Source organism: Clostridium sp. AF22-10 (genome assembly GCF_003478725.1).
GTDB classification, from domain to species: Bacteria; Bacillota; Clostridia; order Lachnospirales; family Lachnospiraceae; genus Otoolea; species Otoolea fessa.
The window spans coordinates 1-21,078 of sequence record NZ_QUFZ01000012.1 but is presented as its reverse complement, the minus strand read 5'-3'; the positions used below and the strand labels follow the sequence as shown (position 1 = coordinate 21,078).

Sequence of the window (21,078 nt, the reverse complement as noted above, 5' to 3'; positions counted from 1 at the left end):
ATATAGGGATGGCACAGAAGAGAGCGGCTGGAAAGCCAAAAGAGCGGCGCCGGGGAGGAGCAAGGCAGAACCCGGAAGGACAGTTGGAAAAACGGGTGGAGACCCGGAACACTCCGGGACCGCGCGCCCACTGGAAGCCGGGCAATATGATTTATCCGGTTCCGGCGGTGCTGGTGACAGTGGCGGACTCCGAAGGAAACAGCAATATCATCACGATTGCCTGGACGGGCACGATCTGTACGAACCCGCCGATGGCGTACATTTCGGTGCGCCCGGAGCGCTATTCCTACCATATGCTGCGGGAGAGCGGTGAATTTGTCATCAACCTGGCGACGGAGTCGATGGCATATGCGACCGATTACTGCGGCGTCCGCTCCGGCAGGAATGTGGATAAATGGAAGGAGACAGGGCTCACGCCGGTTCCGGCGCAGACGGTGAAAGCGCCGGTGATCGCCGAAAGCCCGGTCGCGATCGAGTGCCGGGTGACCGAAGTTAAGGAACTGGGGTCGCATCATATGTTTTTGGCAGAGGTGACGGGGGTCAGCGTGGACGAGCAGTGGCTCAACGAGCGCGGCGGCCTGGAGCTTGCAAAGGCGGAACCGATTGTGTATTCACATGGCGGCTACTATGGGCTTTCAGAGCTTCTTGGAACATTTGGATGGAGTGTAAAGAAAAAAAGAGGTGCCAAAGATGAAAAATAATGTAACCTTGATTGGTATGCCGTCCGCAGGAAAGAGCACGGTCGGAGTGCTTTTAGCAAAGAGACTGGGCTATTCCTTTATAGATGTGGATCTGCTGATTCAGGAACAGGAAGGTAAGCGTCTGCGCGAGATTATCGAAGAACAGGGGCTGGACGGATTTCTCGATGTGGAGAACCGCGTCAACGCGGGGGTAAAAGCCGAGCAGGCGATCATCGCACCGGGTGGCAGCGTGATCTACGGAAAGGAAGCGATGGAACATTTAAAATCCATCGGACTGGTTGTCTATCTGAAAATTACCTATGACGAGCTGGTAAAACGCGTCGGCGATGTCAAGGACCGCGGCGTGGCGCTGAAAGACGGCATGACACTTCTGGATCTCTACCATGAGAGGATCTCGTATTTTGAGAAATACGCGGACATCACGATCGACGAGGAAGGTAAAGAGCTGGGGGCGGTGGTTGATGAGCTGCGCGAAATATTGGAAGAGCGCGGTTATGTGCTGGGAAGTGCGCCGGAGGAAGAGTAACAATTTCACATGAGAATGGGGGCAGCCGGTTCTGTCGGACGGGTTTCATAACGGGTTACAGTGAGAAAAAAATCAGTTGCAAAACAGTTGAAAATCCAATACAATAGAATAGTAACCATTTTTATAGAATGTTAACAGTCGGGGGTGCAAAGATGCGGAATCTTTTTTGCATCCCTTTTTTGAAAGGTGTGCGTATATGACTACAGTGAAATCTCTGTCCAGAGAGATGAAATTCTTTCTTCTGGCACTGATTCCGATCTATTTCATTTCAGTGGGGCTGATTATACAGCCGTTTGACTCCATTGTGACTGGTATCTATGAAATCATAAGGGAACCGGATTTCCTGATCACCGATTATATTGCGGTCGGCGGCATGGGAGCCGCGTTTGTCAATGCCGGGATGATGGCGCTTATCAGCATCTACTTTGTCTATAGTCTTGGGATGGAGATGGACGGGCATACGATCACATCCTGCTGTCTGATGTTTGGATTCTCTTTGTTCGGAAAAAATCTGATGAATATCTGGGCGATTTTTCTGGGTGTATTTCTCTATGCAAAATATCATAAAATGCACTTATCCAACTATATTTATGTCGGCATCTACGGAACGAGCCTGTCTCCGATCATCACACAGCTGATGCACGTGGTGGAGCTGCCGCTCTGGCAGCGCTTCTGTGTGACGATTCTGGTGGGAATCTGTATCGGATTCGTGCTTCCACCGCTCGCGACGCATTCCCACTATGCCCATAAGGGATATTCCCTTTATAATGTGGGATTTGCCTCTGGTATCATTGCGACGGTCCTGGTCTCCACGTTTAAGTCCTTTGGAATTGAGACGGAGGCGCGTCTTATCTGGTCCTCCGGCAATGATGCGATGCTTTTAGGGCTGCTATTTGTCCTGTTTGCAGGCATGTCGGTGGTGGCAGTGCTGTGGCGCGGAAAAGATACGCTTTTAGGCTATGAAAAACTCCTTGCGACAACGGGAATCGGCGGTACCGATTACCTGCTGGAATTGGGCGGTGCGGTGACGCTTCTCAACATGGGACTCAATGGTCTGTTTGCGACCTTCTTTGTGCTGGCAGTCGGCGGAAACCTAAATGGACCGACGATCGGCGGAATCTTTACCATCGTTGGATTCAGTGCGACTGGAAAACATTTGCGGAATATTTTCCCGATCATGGCGGGCGTCTGCATTGCGAGTACCGTCCGGGCGTGGGATATCACGAATCCGTCGGCACTTCTGGCGCTGCTCTTTTCCACGACGCTGGCGCCGATCGCCGGAGAGTTTGGAATTTTATGCGGCGTGTTAGCCGGTTTTCTGCACGCGTCGGTGGCGCTCAATGTCGGGATCGTGTATGGGGGCATGAACCTCTATAACAATGGATTTGCGGGCGGTATCGTCGCAATGTTCCTGGTGCCGGTGATCCAGTCGATCCGCGACCGGAGGGCGCGGGCGAAGGGAGATCTGTCGCTGTAAGATTTCCTCTTTTTAATGGAATCTTAACACGAAAGAGGCATAGAGATATTGTATCATTATAAAAACACCACATTTATGATACCTACTAAACATAGAAAGGAATGATACATATTTCAACTTCATTTGCGCTTCTGGTCGTAGCGATTATTATCCTTGTCTGCATCGCGGGAAGCCGTCTTTCGGGGCGGCTGGGGGTGCCGACGTTGTTTATTTTTATTATGCTGGGAATGCTGTTTGGATCGGACGGTATTTTTAAGATTCCATTCGGCAATTTTGCACTGGCGGAACAGGTCTGCTCGGTGGCACTGATTTTTATTATGTTTTACGGCGGGTTCGGCACGCGCTGGAGTGAGGCGAAGCCGGTCGCGGGGCGGTCGATTTTGTTATCCTCGGCGGGTGTAGTGCTGACGGCGTTTTTGACCGGGCTGTTTTGTCATCTGGTGCTTAAGATGGCATTGATGGAAGGAATGCTTCTCGGCGCAGTTCTTGGATCGACCGATGCGGCATCCGTGTTCTCGATCCTGCGTTCGCGCAAGCTGAACCTCAAATACGGCACGGCATCCATGCTGGAGTTAGAGAGCGGAAGCAACGACCCGTTTGCGTACATGATGACGGTGATTCTGCTGTCTGCGATGACGGGGAGTGTGAGCGGCGGTTCGGCGGTTCTGCTTTTGATCCGCCAGCTCGCATTTGGGCTTTTGACCGGCGCGGCGGTCGCGTGGCTGGTGACATGGCTTTTAAAGCGGTATGCCTTTTATGGCGAGGGATTTGACACGATCTTTGTCTTTGCGGCGGCAATCATTTCCTACGCGCTTGCATCCCAGATTGGCGGAAATGGCTACCTAAGCGTGTATCTGACCGGTATTATCCTTGGAAATCAGGAGCTGAAGAACCAGAAAGCGCTGGTTGGCTTCTTTGATGCGTTTACCGGCATGATGCAGATGCTTCTGTTTTTCTTACTGGGACTTCTGGCGTTTCCCTCGCAGATGCCGTCGATCGTGCTTCCGGCGATCGCAATCGCATTGTTTTTAACATTTGTGGCGCGTCCGGCGGCGGTTGGCTTGCTGCTCGCACCGTCGAAACCGCCGATCGGGCAGTATCTGGTTATTTCCTGGGCGGGTCTGCGCGGTGCGGCGTCAATCGTATTTGCGATCATGGCGACGCTCAGTGAGGGATATATGAAATATGATATATTCCACATCGTGTTCTGCGTTGTTTTATTTTCCATCATTTTTCAGGGTTCGCTGCTTCCGAAGGTGGCAGAAAAATGCGACATGATCGACAACTCGACCGATGTCATGCGGACGTTCTCAGACTATACGGGCGATATGCAGATTCAGTTCGTGCAGCTTCCGATCGGGGACAATCATCCGTGGAAAAACCGTAAAATCTGTGAGATTGAGATGCTTCCGGGTATGTTAATCACAGTGATCCGGCGCGGCGCGCAGACGATTGTGCCCAAAGGGCAGACTGTAATTCTGGAAGGGGATACCGTCGTCTTGGGTGCAGAGGGCTTTACGGACAGCCAGGGAATCCTTTTAAAAGAGATTCTGATGACACCCGATCACCGCTGGTGTGGTAAGAAGATCGCGGAGGCGCGCTTCTATAAGAATACGATCATTGTGATGATAAAGCGGGGCAGCCAGATCGTCATTCCAGACGGCGGTACGCAGATACTGGAAGGCGACCGGGTGGTTGTATACTCGCAGAAACTGCCGCAGGTGGAAGGGCGTGTGAAGCACGAAAGCGGACCGTCCGTATCGGCTGCTGTCCACAAATAAGCACGTTTGCGTGAACAGTAACGTGGATTCATCGTTACTGTTCACGGGTAGGCACTTTTGGAACCGAAAGTGCCGTAAGAAAACGTGGTGGCAGCAGGAATTTGCCGTATTTGAATGCGAAGCCACGGCAAATTCCGTTACTGGGCACGCATGCGTGAACAGTAACGATTCATCGCAGGAACATGGAAATTTCAGGCAATACTTGCAGTTTGTTGAATTATAAACTATACTTAAACAACAACGGTTTGCCGGAGGAAAAGAGTATGCAGCAGGGAAATACGAAGGAACGGATTGTAGAGGCTTATATCGAGCTGGAGTCGGAGAGACCGGTCGAGAAGATCACGGTCACGGCGCTGGTCGAGCGGAGCCGGATCACAAGAAAAACATTTTATTATTACTTTAAAGATATATATGATTTGATGGAATACCGGATGGAACGCGAGATGAAGCGCGTCATGGAAGAGACGATGAGCCAGACAGATCCGGAGAAGGCGCTGACACAGCTGTATATGTATATCATGGAAAATCAGAAGCATATCCGGGCATTGTCCGAGTCGGTACAGTTCATGGCCCTGCGCCGTCAGATGGGAGAAAAGGTGTACCAGTATTTTTATAACCATCTGGAACGGATGGGTATGTTTAAGAACCTGACGATGTCGGAGGCGGCGATGGCGGTGCAGATCATCATTTTCTCGGTTATGGGAGTTGCGTTTGATGCGCCGTTTAAGAATGAGGCGGATGTGAAGGAGCGCGTCGCCACGTTCATGAGCGTGATCCGCAAATGCACCGGGTGCGACCCTACGCGGAATCGTTAGGAAATCAGTTTTCCGGCATGTTTGAGAATTATTATCAATTAGAAAATGGAACAAGGAAACGCAGGAGGAATCAGCGGTATTTGGTTGGTTTTTTCTGCGTTTTTGCTGTCATGTACCCGGAAAAAACGGTCAGCGGCAGGAGAATTCGGGTGCCATGAAAAAAAGATGAACATGGATAGATACATTTTGGCGAATTTGTGTACACACCTGTCCGAACTTGGGAGTGGCAAAGTGTATACGAGATGAGTAAAATATAGACTGAGAAAAATTTTTACCAAGAACAAGCATAGATGGAGGAAATTATGAAAAAAAGAGGAAAGATTCTGGCGCTGGCTGCGATTGTAGTTGTTGGCGCTGTCGTTTTGTCCCGATGCGGTCATAAGAATACGGCGGTGGAATATGAATCCCGTCCAACCGTAAGAGTAGAAAATCCGGTTCGTCAGGACATCAGCTTGTACACGGATCTGACCGGACTGGTAGAGCCGCAGTCCCGCGCGAGCGTCATGCCGAAGATGAGCGGCGAGGTGCTGGAGGTTTACTTCCAGGCGGGCGATACGGTCCAGGCAGGGCAGGCGCTGTGCAAGATCGATTCCGACGCGTTGACAGCGTTAAAGCTACAGGTGGATGCGGCTTCCGTTGCCTTAAAGAATGCGGACAGCAATTTAAGCCGTACCCAGGCGCTCTTTGCTGATGGTTTTGTCTCCCAGGAGGCGATGGAGCAGGCACAAAACAGCGCACAGAATGCGAAGATTTCCTATGAATCTGCGAAGAACCAGTACGATCTGCAGGTGAAATACACGACCGTGACGGCGCCGATCGACGGTGTGATCGAGTCCCGGAGCGTCGAGCCGCATGATCATGTATCTCCGGCAGGCGAGATCTGCACGATCTCCGGTGCCAGCCAGTTACAGGTTAAATTCGGCATCACCGAGAAGATCCACCAGACGATGGAGTTGGGCGACAGCGTGACGCTGGAGAAAAATGGTGCGGATTACACCGGTACTGTAACCGAAATCGGATCTATGGTCAACGAGAGCAGCGGCCTTTATGACGCGCGTGCGATGGTGCCGGATGCAGCAGGTCTTACGAATGGTTCTCGCGTAAAAATGACGGTTATCATGGACCATGTCAGCCAGGTGCTGACCGTTCCGGTCGATGCAGTCAGCTATGACAACGGTGCCCCGTTTGTATATCTCTATGAGGATGGAAAAGCGGAGAAGACCGAGATCGAAGCAGGTATCTATGACGATGAAAATATGGAAGTAAAATCGGGTCTGACGAGTGACAGCCAGGTCATCGTGAGCTGGAGCAACGAGCTGGTGGATCAGGGAGAAGTCCTGTTAGCACAGGATACCGATGGCGCGCAGACAGACGGAAACAATGAGACAGCAGCGGAGACGACAGAGGCAGGTGACAAAGAATGATTCGACTGACAAAACTCGCACTGCGGCGTCCGGTTACCATCATTCTCTGTCTGATTACCATCGCGTACTTCGGCCTTCAGTCCGTCATGGGCATGAAGCTGGAACTGACGCCAGAGATGGAGATGCCGATGTTAATCATCGCTACGGTGTATCCGGGAGCCAGCCCGGAGGACGTAACCGATCTGGTTACCAAGAAAGAAGAAGATGCGATCACATCATTGGACTCGGTCGATAAGGTACAGTCCATTTCCCGTGAAAATGTATCGATCGTCATTGTCCAGTATGAGTACGGTACCAACATGGATACCGCATACATTAACCTGAAAAAGGCGATAGATGGCATTCAGAGCGATCTGCCGGACGATGCCAACGATCCGAATATCATGGAGCTGGATATCAACTCGATGGCGACGGTTACGCTGGCAGTCAGCGGCGACGCTGATCAGAACCTTTATACATATGTAGATGACAAAATTGTTCCTGAGTTTGAGAAATTAAGCTCGGTCGGCGAGGTTTCGATTGCCGGCGGTCAGGATAGCTACACCCGCGTGGAACTGATTCCGGAAAAACTGGCACAGTACCACCTGAATATGAATACGGTTGCACAGTTAGTCGGTGCCGCCGATTTCACGATCCCGGCGGGCGATGTCCGGGTTGGAAAACAGGATCTCGACGTCAGTGTCGGCAACGAATTTAAGAGCACGGAAAGTCTGAAAAATGTCGTACTTCCGCTGGCAAACGGTGAGACGATCCATCTTTCTGATATCGCAAATGTCTATGAGGCGCTGGAGGATGCAAGCTCGATCGGACGTTACAATGGCGAAGATGTTATCTCCCTGGGAATCAAAAAACAGCAGAGTTCCACCGCGATCGAGGTTTCCAACCAGGTAACCAAGAAGGTGCAGGAAATTGAACAGCAGTATCCGGGTCTTAAAATCACCGTGGTAGATGATGCCAGTGACACGCTGAAACAGTCTTTAAGCAGCGTAATCCAGACCCTGATCCTGGCGATCATCCTGTCCATGATCATTCTGTTCTTATTCTATGGCGATTTGCGTGCGTCGGTCATCGTAGGTACGTCCATTCCGATCTCCGTTGTATTGGCGATCATTTGTATGGCGGCGATGGGATTCTCAATGAATATTATTTCCCTGACGTCGCTCGTTCTCGGTGTAGGTATGATGGTTGATAACTCGATCAACGTCCTCGACGGATGTTTCCGGGCAAAGGAAAAACTGGATTTCTATGATGCGGCGCTGGAAGGTACGCGCACGATGATCGGCTCGATCACCGGCGGTACGCTGACAACCTGTGTTGTATTTATTCCGCTTCTGATGTTAAATGGTATGTCTGGACAGCTCTTTACACAGCTCGGGTACACGATCATTTTCTGTATGACGGCTTCCTTATTCTCAGCAGTCATCATCGTGCCGCTCTGCTATATGTTCTGGCATCCGGTTGAGAAGGATCATGCGCCGGCAGGACGTATCATCAAAGGCATCCAGGGCTGGTATCGCAAGCATATGCCGCATGTCATCAAGCGCTATGCGCTTGTATTCGGAACGACTGCAGTGCTGGTTGTCCTGTCCATCCTCATGGCGTCCAGACTGAACCTGGAGCTGATGTCTTCGATCGATGAAGGTATCGTCACGATGACGATCAAGACGAAACCGGGTTATTCGGTATCGGCGATCCGTGACACTGTGCTCGATCTGGAAAATATGGTAGAGACAGACGAGGATGTGGATCATTACCTGATGACATATGGAAACAGTGGTGTCAGCATGACTTCCGGAAGTGATGTGACGCTGAATGCCTACTTAAAAGATAAGAGAAAACTTTCCACGGACGAGGTTATCGAGAAGTGGAGATATGCGACACAGAACTACGTTGATGCGACCATTACCTTGGAACAGGGCAGCAGCAGTATGAGCAGCAGCATGAGCAGCGGTGATTCAATTGAGGTGGATCTGCAGAGTACCGATTACGACACCCTAAAGAAGGCAGCGGATGATCTGGTAACGGAGCTTCGCAAGCGCGAGGATGTTATGCAGGTACATTCTTCTGTTGAGAATGCGGCGCCGGTTATCAAGGTAAATGTGGATCCGGTTAAGGCAGAGGCAGAGGGACTGACCCCGGCCAGCATCGGTTCGATGGTATACAGTAATTTAAGCGGTGTGAAAGCGGCGACGATCTCCGTCAACGGCAATGATCAGGACGTGAAGGTAGAATTTGCGCCGGATCGCTACGATTCCATCGCGAAACTGCAGGGCATGATGATCACGACGGCGACGGGTAATACGCTTCCGCTGGAGGATCTGGCAGAGATCTACTACCAGGATAGCCCACAGGAGATTTCACGAAAAGAGAAACAGTACCAGGTATCGATCACGATGCAGGCACAGGCAGATTATAAGAAGACGGCTGAAAAAGATGTCAAGAGCTTCGTGCAGAACTGGGAATTCCCGTACGGCGTTGAGATGGCGACCAATAGCCTGGATGAGTCGATGGGCGAGGAGCTTTCCGCGTTGGGAATGGCGCTTGTCACAGCGATCTTTCTGATTTTCATTGTCATGGCGATCCAGTTTGAGTCCCCGAAATTCTCCCTGATGGTTATGGCAACGATCCCGTTCAGTTTGATCGGTTCCTTTGGATTCCTGTTTCTGGCGGACTGCCCGATCAGTATGAACTCCATGCTTGGTTTCCTGATGCTGGTCGGTACGGTTGTAAACAACGGTATTTTATACGTGGATACGGTGAACCAGCTGCGGATGGAGATGCCGTTAGACGAGGCGCTGGTAGAAGCCGGTGCGATCCGTGTACGCCCAATCTGCATGACGACACTGACGACCATCATTGCGATGATCCCGAACTGTCTGGCATTTGGTAAGGCGGGCAAGATGATGCAGGGCTTAGCGCTTGTAAACGTCGGCGGTCTGGTTGCGGCGACGATCCTGACGCTGGTACTGCTTCCGTCCTTCTACCGGGTGGTTTATAACATGGGAAAAGGCAAAGAAGATGAGTATGATAAGCTGGACTGCGACTAAGGAAAAGCAGGTTAAGCAGTGAATCTGTCAGGCGGCGGACCCGGGGCGGGGAAGCTGCCTGTACGGATAGAAAAAGGGGGAGAAGAAGATGCCGTCGGAACGATTTAAGCGATTGCCGGAGGAAAAACAGAAGAAAATCCGGGACGCGTGTATGGCTGAATATACGCGGACAACGATAGAAAAAGCATCGCTCAACCGTATGATAGAAGATGCCGGGATCTCCCGGGGCAGTTTTTATACGTATTTTGACAGTAAATGGGATGTTTTAGGATATCTGTGTGAGAGCTTTATCAATGAATTTTATGAATGCGGCGAGCGCTGCCTCGAAGCGGCGCAGGGGGACATCTGGGAGATGCTTGACCAGTCCTTAAATGGGTCACTCGCCCTGTGCCGCGACCAGAAACGCGCGGATTTCATCCGCAACATCATGGAGTGCAGCAGTCGGGAGGCGCTGACCTTCGATATATTCAATTATGACCTGGACAGCCCGCGCGCCGTGCGCGGACGCAGGCTGGAGCGCGCCGCTTATGAGGCGTGCGTGGGAAAATCCCTGCGGAAGATGGGCTGGGAGGAATATATGAGCTTTTTTCGCATGGCGATGATGTCGATCGCGATGGAGATCAAGAGCTTTCACGACGGAGTCCCGGAAAACCGTATCCGGGAACGGTTTGTCCGGACGCTCGGCATCCTGAAACGGGGCGCCGGGATAGAATCGGGAGCAGGCGCGTAGAGCGCCGAAAGGAAATGAAGATGAGTAAGATGAAGAAAAACAGGAAGAAACTGTTTGCCATTCTTTTACAGGCGGCGTTAGTCAGCACGGCTATGACGATGCCGGCATATGCGGCTAAAACACCGGGGATCGGCTCAGATGCGCGGATCGGTGACGATGCGACCGGTCCGGTGCTGACGGGCGGCAATACCGAGATGGAGGAGGAGACTTCCCCGTACACCAAAGAGCAGCTTGAGGACGGGACGCTGGAATATGGCGAGATCGCATGGCGAATCGAGGGGTACAACAGCACGTACTTAAACCTGCGTTCCCAGCTCTACAGCCAGACGACCAGCCAGTCGGCGGGAACTGCCCTGGCGGCAGAGGCGAGCGCCCTCATGGAAGATGCGATGGACCTGAAGTCCGACGATATGGATGCGGAGACGAGAGAGCTGTTTGAGGGCTACAAGGCGGCAGCGAGAGAGCTGCGCAAACAGGGGGCAAAGCTTACGAACAAGGAGCTTTCCGGCACCTATGCCCGGACCCTGCGTCAGACAAAGAATAAGTTAGTCAAGGCGGTGCAGAACTTGCTCATCCAGTATGAGGAACTGCTCCCGCAGGTGGAAACAGCGAAAAAGAATGTGGAAATGTGCCAGGTAAATGCGGATGCCGCACAGAAGATGCAGGCGCTCGGCCGTGCTTCCGCGCAGGAGGTCCTGACGGCGCAGAAGGCGCTGCAGCAGGCCAATTCCAGCGCCCAGCAGGCAGAGAATGGGGCACTGCAGCTCAAGCAGAATATTTTGATGCTGCTTGGATTTGACGCGGATGCGCCGGTAACCTTTGCGGATGTGCCGGTTCCGGATGCCACCCGCCTTGCGGCGATGGATCTGGCAGCCGATACACAGGCGGCAGTCAGCGCAAATTATGATTTGATGTCTGTGCGTGCTGCGAAAGCGGAAGGGTCTTCCAACCGCACAGTCAAGAAGCGAAACGTCGCCTATACCGAGGATTCGGTGACGATCACGGTTCAGAACCTCTATGCGGCGGTGGTATCAAAGAAACAGGCGTATGACAGTGCGACGGCTGGATATCAGGCGGCAGCGCAGAGCTACGAGGCGGCAAAGCGCCAGAACGCACTGGGAATGCTCTCAAGAGCCAATTATTTGGGGCTTGAGTGCTCCTGGCTCAGCAGCGTGGCGTCGTATAAGAGCGCGGAACTGGAATATACCAAAGCGGTGGAAAACTACGAGTGGGCTGTGAAAGGTCTGATTGTGACGAATTAATCCGTCAGGAATGGCAGTTTACTTAAGGTGTGAACAGGTTGCTATTCACGGGTAGGCACTTTTGGAACAGAAAGTGCCGTAGGATAACATGGTGGTAACAGAAAGGAAGTAGGAACCGGAAATGAAACATAGAAGAAGGAAAACGGCGCTTCTGAGCGCAGCGGCAGCAGCGGTTCTGGTATTGCAGGGATCATTTGCGGCGCTGGCTGCCAGCCCGCAGTTCGCCTACGATGCGGATACATGGGCGAAGCTTCAGGACAATGTGATGGAATACAGCGAGCTGCCGTATCTGGTACAGGAGTACAACCCGACGTATTTAAACAACCAGACAACCTATCAGGCAGGACGCGATACAAAGAATGCGAAGGAAGTGCAGGATAAGCAGTACAATCAGGCAAATGACCTGTATGACAGCGCGGATAACCTGCGGGATCAGGCAGACCAGATTGAGGATTATCTGGCAGTGCCGGGCATGGCAAGTGCGTATGCCAGCCTGATGTCTGCATCGGCGATGGTCGAGCAGAATGCATTAAAAACGCAGCAGTCGGCCGATGCCTCCTACCGTGACAGCGAGATGGACCGTCTGGACTATATGAATAGCCAGGATGCGGTCGTGGTACAGGTAGAGGCAGCGTTTGCGGCGTATAATCAGGTCAAAAAGACAATTCCGCTGATGGAGAAATCGCTGGAACTGCAGGAACTGACACTGCAGATGACTCAGAAACGCCAGCAGCTCGGTCAGGCGACCCAGATTGATGTGTTAAATGCACAGAAATCGCTGCAGTCGCTTCAATCCACATTGACACAGACGAAAGCGGGGCTTCAGACCCAGCACCAGCAGCTCTGCGTCCAGACCGGCTGGACCTATGACGCGGAACCGGATATCCAGGATCTGCCGCAGGCGGATCTTGGACGGATCGCGGCAATGAACCTGGCGGCGGACACACAGACGGCGCTCGAACAGAACCTGTCCTTACAGTCCAATAAGCGCGGCTATGCCAATATGGCAGAAGGTTCAGCTGATAAGAAAAACATGGACCGCACCATCAAGAACCAGGAGCAGACGATCCGCTCCGGTATGCAGACACTCTACAACGACATCATGCAGAAGCAGACAGCCCTGCAGCTTGCCGATGCGTCCCTGGCAGCAGAGACGCAGACGATGAATGCGATGCAGAAGAAGCTGGAGCTTGGCATGGCGACCCAGCTGGAGTACAAGAGCGAGGAAGTTTCCTTCCTGGAGAAACAGATCGACAAAGAGACAGCTAACATGAACCTGCAGCAGGCGATCGAGACGTATGAGTGGGCGCTGAAAGGTTACATGAAGTAGGGACAGAAGTTAAGTCTCTGGCACTTCCTCTGCGCGGGGGTTAACGTGGCGCTGGAGGAGCTGTGTATATCGAAAATGATATAATAAAATATTTATAAAACAAGAGGCAAAAAGCGGCGTTTTCTTTCGAATCGCCGCTTTTTTTGGGGAAAAAATAGGTGCATATTGTATGGATTTAACAAAAAGTAGCCACAAACTACAGAATACTACCGATTCGGACTGGAAAATACTGGGTTAATAAAAAAATACTTTTGACAATTAACGCAGCATATGAGAGAATAAAAAAGATACTTTCAGTAAGGAGAGAAAATAAGATATGAACAAATCACAACAAAACAAAATCAAGTGGTATATGCTTTCCTTTATGTGTTTCTCCACCCTCTGGGGATTTGGAAACGTTTTAAATGGTTTCGTATACTTCAATGGAACACAGGTTATCTTCTCCTGGATTCTGATGTTCGCACTGTACTTTGTACCGTACGCACTGATGGTCGGAGAGCTTGGTTCCGCATTTAAGAATTCGGGCGGCGGTGTCAGCTCCTGGATTCATGAGACAACCGGCGCGAAGGCTGCATACTACGCAGGTTGGACCTACTGGGCTTGCCATGTCACCTACATCGCATCGAAGGGATCCGGCGGTCTGAAAGCGCTGAGTTGGATGATTTTCCAGAACGCAGAGAAGTATGCGTCCTTTAACACGAAAGCGGTTCAGTTAGTTACCTTTGCGGTACTGCTGTTCTTCTGCTGGGTTGCAAGCCGCGGCTTAAACCCGTTAAAGAAACTGGCTACCCTGGCGGGAACCAGTATGTTTGTCATGAGTATCCTGTACATTCTGCTGATGTTTGCTGCACCGGTCATCAATCCGAACGGTGGTTACCTGTCGGTGGATTTCAGCTTGAAAAACCTGATTCCGCATTTTGATTGGAAGTATTTCAGCAGCTTGTCCATCCTTGTATTTGCAGTCGGCGGCTGTGAGAAGATCTCCCCATATGTAAACAAGGTAGAGGATCCGTCCAAGGGATTCCCGAAGAGTATGATTTTTGCAGCGATCATGGTAATCGTCTGCGCGATCTTCGGTACAATCGCGATGGGTATGATGTTCGATGTATCCTTGGTTGAGGCTAATTTTGACTCTTACAATGCGAATGGACAGTACTGGGCATTCCAGAAACTGGGTGAGTATTACGGCGTTGGAAACCTGATTATGATCATTTATGCAGCCTGCAACGCGATCGGCCAGTTCTCGACGCTGGTAGTCAGCATCGATGCACCGCTTCGTATGCTGCTTGACAACGAGGATGCGCGTCAGTTCATCCCGACCAAGCTCTTAAAGAAAAACAAATTTGGCGCTTACGTCAATGGTATCTGGATGGTAGTCATCCTGTCCGGTTCCATCATTCTGGCTCAGGTTCTGGTTCCGAATGCGGATACGGTTCTGCGCCAGCTGACACAGCTTAATTCGGTTACCATGCCGATGCGTTATCTGTGGGTATTCTTTGCGTACTTCATGCTTCGCAAACATTCAGATAAGTTTGAGCGCGAGTATCGTTTTGTGAAGAACAACGGAGTGGCACTGGGCTTTGGCGCATGGTGCTTTATCCTGACCGCAGCCTGCTGCTTATTAGGTATGTACAAACAGGGTGATCTGTACACAACCATGCTGAATGTCATCACACCAGTCGTTCTGGTAGCACTGGGACTGATTTTACCGGCGATTAAGAAGAGAGAAGGGAAGTCTGCATGATGAATGCTGCGAAGGAATTATTGACTTTTATTGAGAACAGCCCGAGTATGTTTCATTCGATTGAGACGATCAAGGGAATGCTGGATGAGGCAGGTTTTACCTATCTGCCGGAGAGAACTTGCTGGGACGTGAAGCAGGGTGGAACGTATTACACGATCCGCAACCATTCCAGTATCATTGCGTTCCGCGTCGGAAAGGAACTGGGCGATTACCATTTCCAGATGTGCGCCTCCCACAGTGATTCACCGACTTACAAGATCAAGAATGTACCGGAGTTAAATGGTCCGGGCGAGTATCTGCGTCTCGATGTAGAAGCATACGGCGGCATGATCGACAGCACATGGTTTGACCGCCCTCTGACTGTCGCAGGCCGTGTGCTGGTAAAGGACGGTCAGGGCGTGAGCGCGAGACTTCTGTACATCGATAAAGATCTGTTCATCATTCCGAACGTAGCGATTCATTTCAACCGTGAGGTGAACAATGGATACAAATACAACCGTCAGGTTGATTTATGCCCGCTGTTCTCCGCTGGTGAGCTGAAAAAAGGCGCGTTTGACGCGATGATTGCGAAAGAGCTTGGTGTGGCAGCGGAGGATATTTTAGGAAAGGATCTCTTCCTTGTAAACCGCCAGCCGGGTACGATCTGGGGGTATGCGGACGAGTTCATTTCCAGTCCGAAACTGGACGACTTACAGTGCGCTTACGTTTCCCTGAAAGCATTCCTGGAGGCGAAGAATGAGCGCGATGTCAGCGTATACTGCTGCTTCGACAATGAGGAAGTTGGTTCCAATACGAAGCAGGGAGCGATGTCCACCTTCTTACAGGATGTCCTGCACCGCATCAACGGCGCACTTGGCAAGACACCGGAGGACTATTATCAGGCAGTTGCCGGTTCTTTCCTCGTAAGCTGCGACAACGCACACGCCGTTCACCCGAACCACGGGGAGAAGACGGATGCAGTCAACTGCTCCTGGATGAACAAAGGTATCGTCATCAAGGAGAGCGCGAACCAGAAATACACCACGGACGCATTCAGCCGTGCGGTATTTACGAATGTCTGCAATGAGGCAGGTGTTCCGGTTCAGGTGTTTGCAAACCGCAGTGACAGCGCAGGCGGTTCCACACTGGGCAATCTGTCCAATACACAGGTCAGCGTCCATGCGGTAGATATCGGTCTTCCGCAGCTTGGTATGCACTCCTGCTACGAGACAGCCGGTGTGAAGGATGTGGAGTATGCAATCAGTGCTCTGACCAAATTCTATCAGACCAATCTTCAGATTGAAGGCGCTGAGAGCGCAATGTTTGAATAGTTTTAGGATTGCGAAAGTGCGAAGCACATAGCAATCCGGTATCAAAATATAGTAAAAGCTCCGGAATCACAAAACTCCGGGGCTTTTACTATATTTTTATATCTAAATGACGACAGACTTGAATTCAGACTATAGTCGGTATAATGACGATTTATTACTTTATAAAATAATATGATTTTATTTTGTTTGATTTGCGTGATAAAATCAAGAAAAGAAACGTAATTTCGTGAGTAAGTATGAAAATGAAAGGAGAAAAGGATCGAATATTTGGATTAAATTGAAAAAAAGTAAGTTTAAAAAGGAGGACATATGTTAAAGCTAGGAATTATTCAATTATCTATCCAGGAAGGAAATATCGAAAAAAACTGTGCTCATATAGAAGAACTTGTTAGAAACCATTCTTCTGACGACATAGATCTTCTTTGCTTTCCGGAACTTTGTATCAGCGGATACAATTTTGAAAAGGCCATAATTTCAGATAGGGAAGCACTTTTTTTCTCAGAGCTTGCCAGTAAATATAAGATAGCAATCATGGCCGGAATTAATAAAAAAGAGGGAAACCAGCATTATGATGTTGCCTGTATTTGGGATGGAACAGGAACACTTTTGGGAGAGTACAAAAAAATTCATTTATGGGATAAGGAAAATGATTTTTTTGCGAAAGGAGAAGAGCTGGTTACGGTTTCGTTTAAAGGCTGGACAATTGGATTGTTAATTTGTGCAGATTTTGGATTCTCAGAATTGGCAAAATCTTTAGCATTAAAAAAGAACGCAGATGTGATTATGTATCCGAGCGCGTGGAATCCGGGTTGGGATTACCTGTTTTCCGGATGCAGCAGTATAAGAGCAGCAGAAAACCAGGTTTATACGGTTGGATTAAACAGGGCATCCGGGGACGTGGAGTATTGTGGTAATACAACTGTTTCGAATCCGGATGGAACAACGCTTGCCAGATTATGCACATCAGAAGAATCCTACACACGTGTTGTGCTCAAAAAGGAATGTTTGGAGAAAGCGAAAGAAACCATCCCGTGGAGATTAATGAGACGTGAAGAAGTTTATAACAAAATATAGGAAGGAGATTGTATGGGAAAAGAATTAGAAAAAGAAAAAACGGTGATTATAGATGATCCGATGACCCCGGTACCGCTAAATCAACGGCAGCATTGGACAGCACCGGCATTTATTTTCGGAGGCCTTGAATTCAGTGTTACCTTGTTGATGATAGGTTCTACATTAATAGGCGCATTTGGCTTAAAAGGAATCATACCGGTTGTACTGTTCACTTTCATATGCTTAACATGGGTAGGAAATGCTATCAGTGGATATATGGGAGCCAAAACAGGTCTTTCCTCTTCCGTAATTGCAAAACAAGGATTTGGCGACAAACAGGCAAAATTTATTATCGCGCTAGTTATCGGTGTTATCAGTATGGGCTGGTGGGCCGTTCAGACATCGGTAACAGGCAATGCGTTTTGTGCAGTTTTGGGAATTGACTATACAGTTAATCGAACTGCCTGGATGATTACCACCATTGTCGCAGGAATATTGTTCGCAATTCCTTCTGTTATTGGATATTCATCTATGAAATGGACGGATTATTTTGCGGTTCCTGGTGGAATTCTTCTGTGCATTGTTGGTATTTACCTGGCATTAAAGAACATTGGATGGTCGAACATTATTAGTTACAAAGGAAGCGGTGAGATTTCATTTGCTGCCGGTGTGACGATGATACTTGGCATGAATGTATCGCAGTTTGTTATTTCTGCTGATTATACAAGATATGCAAAACCGTGTTGGAAGGATAATATTTTAATACCGATTGGAATTGTTGCAATTGGTATTCCGCTTCTTTTTATTGGTGCCATCATGGGAGCAGGAAATGGAACTGCAGATATTGTTGCAGTTATGGAAAACTTAGGATTTCCTATCTGGGGATTTATTGTTCTTTGGCTTGCTGCCTGGACCAGTCAGCTTGTAAATAACTATACAATGGGACTTTCTTTCTCCAATATGCTGAATATAAAAACAAATAAAGGAAGAGCGATTGTAACGGCCGCAGGTACATTTTTATCACTTCTTCTTTGTTTTACGGGTATTCTGGAAAATTTACAGAAACTGCTTAGTCTGGCTGCTCTTCTTTATCCGGCCATTGCAGGGGTTATGTTTGTTGATTTCTTCCTCAGAAAGGGAGTGTGGGAAGATAAGCAGGGATGGAATTTTATGGCTACAATTGCAATGATTGTGGGAATTGCAGTTGGCTATATTACAACCTATGTTGTAGTAATTGGAATTCCGCCGGCACAATCTCTGATTATAACCGGTATTACCTATTATGTAATAATGAAGGTGAAGGCAAAGGTAGCACCTGATAAATTTACAGAGGGAATTAATTAAGTTAAGATATGCAATAGAAGTATGAAAAGCTTATACATAAGTGTCGACAGCCGCTTCGCGATCAATAAGATTGCGGAGCGGCTGTTTTGCCATAGGAAACCTCGTTCTATGTGCCATGGCACATTTCTTCTTATAAATTCAGATCTCCCAGACTGGCAAGATAATGTTTGCATATATCCAGGAATTCCCTGTTTTTTTCAGCGAAAAAGCTGTTCTTCATCCATACATAGTTAATGAAGGTTTTGCTTTTAAAATCGTTAATAAAAATTTGGCTCATAACACCGCGATCCAGTTTTTTCTGTACGACAAACTTGTATACAAATGAGAGACCAACATTTTCAATGACAAGATTATGAACGGTATTGATGGTTCCGACTTCTACAAAAGAGGCGAAATTATGTATGTCCTGATTGTAACCGTGAAGAATAGAACGCAGATTGAGATAGGATTTTGAACCTTCTTCTCTGAAAATCAACCGATAGGGATGTAATTCTTTAAAATCTACGGTTTTTCCGGCCAGCGGATGAGTGGGAGCGCAGATGCAGATGGTTTCAGACTCGAATAATTCGTGACATTCATATTCTTCCGGTGGACAGTAGGTATCCACAATACAAGCCTGGATTCTTCCGTTTGCTAATTGAACTAACAAGTCATCAGATTCTCCCATATAGATGCTGACCTTTTTTTCAGGGTATTTGTCCAGATATTTTCCCATTACTTTTGCAGCAAATGTTTCTCCGAATCCGGTCAGGGAACCTAGTTTGAAAATGTCAGGTTCGTTGATGGGGACAGAAAGCCGGTTTTTTATGATTTCTGAATCAGCCTGTACAGATTGGGCATATGAGCGGAGGAGACGTCCTTGATCGGTTAGGTGAAGTCTTTTTTTCTCATCATAATAAAATAGTTTTGTTCCGTAATACTGTTCCAGATATTTGATGTGCTGAGTTACGGCTGGTTGAGTCATATGAAGCTTTTCAGCGGTTTTGGTATAATTTTTCGTTTCACAGAGCTCTAAAAAGGTACTGAGCTTATAATTTAACACAGATATACTCTCTCCTTTCTGCGTGAATATCTGTATAAGGCGATTTCGTGGGTGGCGGGCTATATCAGATATGAAATAACGCACATCTAGTAGCAAGAATACCTGGGTATTCTTGAATTTGTAGACCAAAATTCAGACTACAGTCTGTATAATACAGATTTATCACTTTATAAAATAACATAATTTCATTTTATTTGATTTATATGCTAAGATCAAGACAAAGAAAAATATTTTTCGCGAATTTCAAAATAGTATACTTAAAATTATGAATGTTAGGGAAAGGAGGAACTATGGAATACCCGATTGGAATTGAGATGTCGAAAGACTATTTATCGTATGAGGTCAGTAAGGCTGCGTACAAGTTGGTGCACGATGTTATGCTGGTGCAGCCGGGAGAGAACGTAGTAATTACCGGAGATACCTCTACGGATAAACGTGTACTGGAAGCTCTCATGAGCGCAGCTTATACTGTTGGAGCCAATCCGCTGCTTGTTTTCGCACCGACCAATTTAAGTACCTATTCAGAACCGGCGGCTCCGCTTGGAAATGCAGTTGCTGTTTCCGATGTCTGGATTGAGTTATCATACGGTTCCATCTTCCTGAGTGATGCATGGAAGAGAGCAATTGATTTTGGCTGCCGTTACATTAATCTTACCGGTATGGATGCAACCATGATCGTGAATTGTATCGGAAGAGTCGATGTTAACAAGGTAGTAGAGCTGGGAGAGGCTTTAAAGGCTAAATTAGAGGCAGGAAACGATATTATCATTAAAGATAATAATGGAACTTATTTAACAGCCCAAAATGAGGGAAGAAAAGTTCGTCACTCCGGTCAGCTGGCAACCTTTAAGGGGTATCCGTTCATGATGGCTGGCCAGATTAGCTGGTGTCCAATAGAGGAAACGATTAATGGAACCCTTGTATTCGATGTTGCGATTTTCCCGCCGACCGACATGGGTGCAATTTCTGAAAATGTGAAACTCACCTTGGAAAATGGACGTGTAACTAAGATTGAAGGCGGAAAAGAGGCCGAACGTTTCAGCGCATGGCTGCATTCGTTCAACGATCCGAATATGTTCCGTTTGGCACACTATTCACTCGGATTCAATCCGGGCGTTATGAAACCAACCGGACGTATCGTAGAAGATGAACGAATTTTTGGATGCATGGAATTTGGTATTGGAAGTCAGGGTAAAATGATTCGCGGAAGCTACTGGACAGCAGCTTCTCACACAGACGGTGTAGTATCGAAACCTACAATTATCGTAGATGGCGTGACAATTGAGGAAAACGGAAAATATGTGGATCCGCAACTTGCTGAAATCTGCAAGCAGATGGGAGTTGAAGGATATTAATCCATAGTCATTAACCTTATAACAGAGGAAAGGAGCTTCCTGTATAATAAAAAGCGTAGACGTTGAAAATTGAAAATACCTCAGAGTACAATAAGACTACTGACTGGCAGGTTAGTAAAAATCTTATTATACAGAGA

At 48.6% G+C, this 21,078-nt stretch carries 16 protein-coding genes; 15 read left to right on the top strand and 1 reads right to left on the bottom strand.

From position 1 onward, the window contains the following. The first annotated feature begins 8 nt into the window (after positions 1-8). From DWX91_RS09920 to DWX91_RS09855, 14 genes are all read left to right on the top strand, one after another. A complete protein-coding gene (locus DWX91_RS09920) occupies positions 9-701 on the top strand; it encodes a flavin reductase family protein (RefSeq protein ID WP_118472970.1) in 693 nt (230 codons plus the stop codon). Beyond that, on the top strand, positions 691-1,227 hold the full coding sequence (locus tag DWX91_RS09915) for a shikimate kinase (RefSeq protein ID WP_118472969.1): 537 nt from the start codon (positions 691-693) through the stop codon (positions 1,225-1,227). Before DWX91_RS09920 ends, DWX91_RS09915 begins: the two co-directional genes overlap by 11 nt. 196 nt (positions 1,228-1,423) lie before the next feature. Next, a complete protein-coding gene (locus DWX91_RS09910; RefSeq protein WP_107001742.1) occupies positions 1,424-2,704 on the top strand; it encodes a DUF1576 domain-containing protein in 1,281 nt (426 codons plus the stop codon). Between the two features lie 101 nt (positions 2,705-2,805). Beyond that, complete coding sequence (locus DWX91_RS09905; RefSeq protein ID WP_117796614.1) at positions 2,806-4,485, top strand: potassium/proton antiporter; 1,680 nt, start codon at positions 2,806-2,808, stop codon at positions 4,483-4,485. A gap of 263 nt (positions 4,486-4,748) precedes the next feature. Then, entirely contained in the window at positions 4,749-5,300 is a 552-nt protein-coding gene (locus tag DWX91_RS09900; RefSeq protein WP_182431334.1) for a TetR/AcrR family transcriptional regulator, read from the top strand. A 302-nt stretch (positions 5,301-5,602) separates the two neighbouring features. After that, complete coding sequence (locus DWX91_RS09895) at positions 5,603-6,724, top strand: efflux RND transporter periplasmic adaptor subunit (RefSeq protein WP_227589701.1); 1,122 nt, start codon at positions 5,603-5,605, stop codon at positions 6,722-6,724. After that, complete coding sequence (locus tag DWX91_RS09890; protein ID WP_118472967.1) at positions 6,721-9,771, top strand: efflux RND transporter permease subunit; 3,051 nt, start codon at positions 6,721-6,723, stop codon at positions 9,769-9,771. Before DWX91_RS09895 ends, DWX91_RS09890 begins: the two co-directional genes overlap by 4 nt. An 88-nt stretch (positions 9,772-9,859) precedes the next feature. Beyond that, positions 9,860-10,501, top strand: coding sequence for a TetR family transcriptional regulator (locus DWX91_RS09885; RefSeq protein ID WP_118472966.1), 642 nt, complete (start codon positions 9,860-9,862; stop codon positions 10,499-10,501). 20 nt (positions 10,502-10,521) lie between these two features. Continuing rightward, a complete protein-coding gene (locus DWX91_RS09880; RefSeq protein ID WP_182431333.1) occupies positions 10,522-11,763 on the top strand; it encodes a TolC family protein in 1,242 nt (413 codons plus the stop codon). A 121-nt stretch (positions 11,764-11,884) separates the two neighbouring features. Next, positions 11,885-13,093: a TolC family protein gene (locus DWX91_RS09875; RefSeq protein WP_117796619.1), complete on the top strand. Its 1,209-nt coding sequence runs from the start codon at positions 11,885-11,887 to the stop codon at positions 13,091-13,093. A gap of 316 nt (positions 13,094-13,409) precedes the next feature. Beyond that, positions 13,410-14,837 (top strand): APC family permease, encoded by a 1,428-nt coding sequence (locus DWX91_RS09870; RefSeq protein ID WP_107001735.1) that lies wholly within the window; start codon positions 13,410-13,412, stop codon positions 14,835-14,837. Continuing rightward, positions 14,834-16,147, top strand: coding sequence for a M18 family aminopeptidase (locus DWX91_RS09865; RefSeq protein WP_333549123.1), 1,314 nt, complete (start codon positions 14,834-14,836; stop codon positions 16,145-16,147). The genes DWX91_RS09870 and DWX91_RS09865 overlap by 4 nt, the downstream gene beginning before the upstream one ends. A 309-nt stretch (positions 16,148-16,456) precedes the next feature. Continuing rightward, on the top strand, positions 16,457-17,221 hold the full coding sequence (locus DWX91_RS09860; protein WP_118472964.1) for a carbon-nitrogen hydrolase family protein: 765 nt from the start codon (positions 16,457-16,459) through the stop codon (positions 17,219-17,221). Positions 17,222-17,233: 12 nt separating this feature from the next. After that, positions 17,234-18,544, top strand: coding sequence for a cytosine permease (locus DWX91_RS09855; RefSeq protein ID WP_118472963.1), 1,311 nt, complete (start codon positions 17,234-17,236; stop codon positions 18,542-18,544). Between the two features lie 130 nt (positions 18,545-18,674). Here DWX91_RS09855 and DWX91_RS09850 read toward each other — a convergent pair whose 3' ends face one another. Then, positions 18,675-19,586, bottom strand: coding sequence for a LysR family transcriptional regulator (locus DWX91_RS09850; protein ID WP_118538721.1), 912 nt, complete (start codon positions 19,584-19,586; stop codon positions 18,675-18,677). 290 nt (positions 19,587-19,876) lie between these two features. On the opposite strand from DWX91_RS09850, the gene DWX91_RS09845 reads away from it, so the two are divergent. After that, the gene (locus DWX91_RS09845; protein WP_118466978.1) at positions 19,877-20,941 is read left to right on the top strand and encodes an aminopeptidase; all 1,065 of its coding nucleotides are present in this window, start codon (positions 19,877-19,879) and stop codon (positions 20,939-20,941) included. The last annotated feature ends 137 nt before the right edge of the window (positions 20,942-21,078 follow it).

Coding starts and splice junctions, on each gene's coding strand:
- DWX91_RS09920 (WP_118472970.1), top strand. CDS start 9: ATGGCACAGAAGAGAGCGGCTGGAAAGCCAAAAGAGCGGCGCCGGGGA.
- DWX91_RS09915 (WP_118472969.1), top strand. CDS start 691: ATGAAAAATAATGTAACCTTGATTGGTATGCCGTCCGCAGGAAAGAGC.
- DWX91_RS09910 (WP_107001742.1), top strand. CDS start 1,424: ATGACTACAGTGAAATCTCTGTCCAGAGAGATGAAATTCTTTCTTCTG.
- DWX91_RS09905 (WP_117796614.1), top strand. CDS start 2,806: ATGATACATATTTCAACTTCATTTGCGCTTCTGGTCGTAGCGATTATT.
- DWX91_RS09900 (WP_182431334.1), top strand. CDS start 4,749: ATGCAGCAGGGAAATACGAAGGAACGGATTGTAGAGGCTTATATCGAG.
- DWX91_RS09895 (WP_227589701.1), top strand. CDS start 5,603: ATGAAAAAAAGAGGAAAGATTCTGGCGCTGGCTGCGATTGTAGTTGTT.
- DWX91_RS09890 (WP_118472967.1), top strand. CDS start 6,721: ATGATTCGACTGACAAAACTCGCACTGCGGCGTCCGGTTACCATCATT.
- DWX91_RS09885 (WP_118472966.1), top strand. CDS start 9,860: ATGCCGTCGGAACGATTTAAGCGATTGCCGGAGGAAAAACAGAAGAAA.
- DWX91_RS09880 (WP_182431333.1), top strand. CDS start 10,522: ATGAGTAAGATGAAGAAAAACAGGAAGAAACTGTTTGCCATTCTTTTA.
- DWX91_RS09875 (WP_117796619.1), top strand. CDS start 11,885: ATGAAACATAGAAGAAGGAAAACGGCGCTTCTGAGCGCAGCGGCAGCA.
- DWX91_RS09870 (WP_107001735.1), top strand. CDS start 13,410: ATGAACAAATCACAACAAAACAAAATCAAGTGGTATATGCTTTCCTTT.
- DWX91_RS09865 (WP_333549123.1), top strand. CDS start 14,834: ATGATGAATGCTGCGAAGGAATTATTGACTTTTATTGAGAACAGCCCG.
- DWX91_RS09860 (WP_118472964.1), top strand. CDS start 16,457: ATGTTAAAGCTAGGAATTATTCAATTATCTATCCAGGAAGGAAATATC.
- DWX91_RS09855 (WP_118472963.1), top strand. CDS start 17,234: ATGGGAAAAGAATTAGAAAAAGAAAAAACGGTGATTATAGATGATCCG.
- DWX91_RS09845 (WP_118466978.1), top strand. CDS start 19,877: ATGGAATACCCGATTGGAATTGAGATGTCGAAAGACTATTTATCGTAT.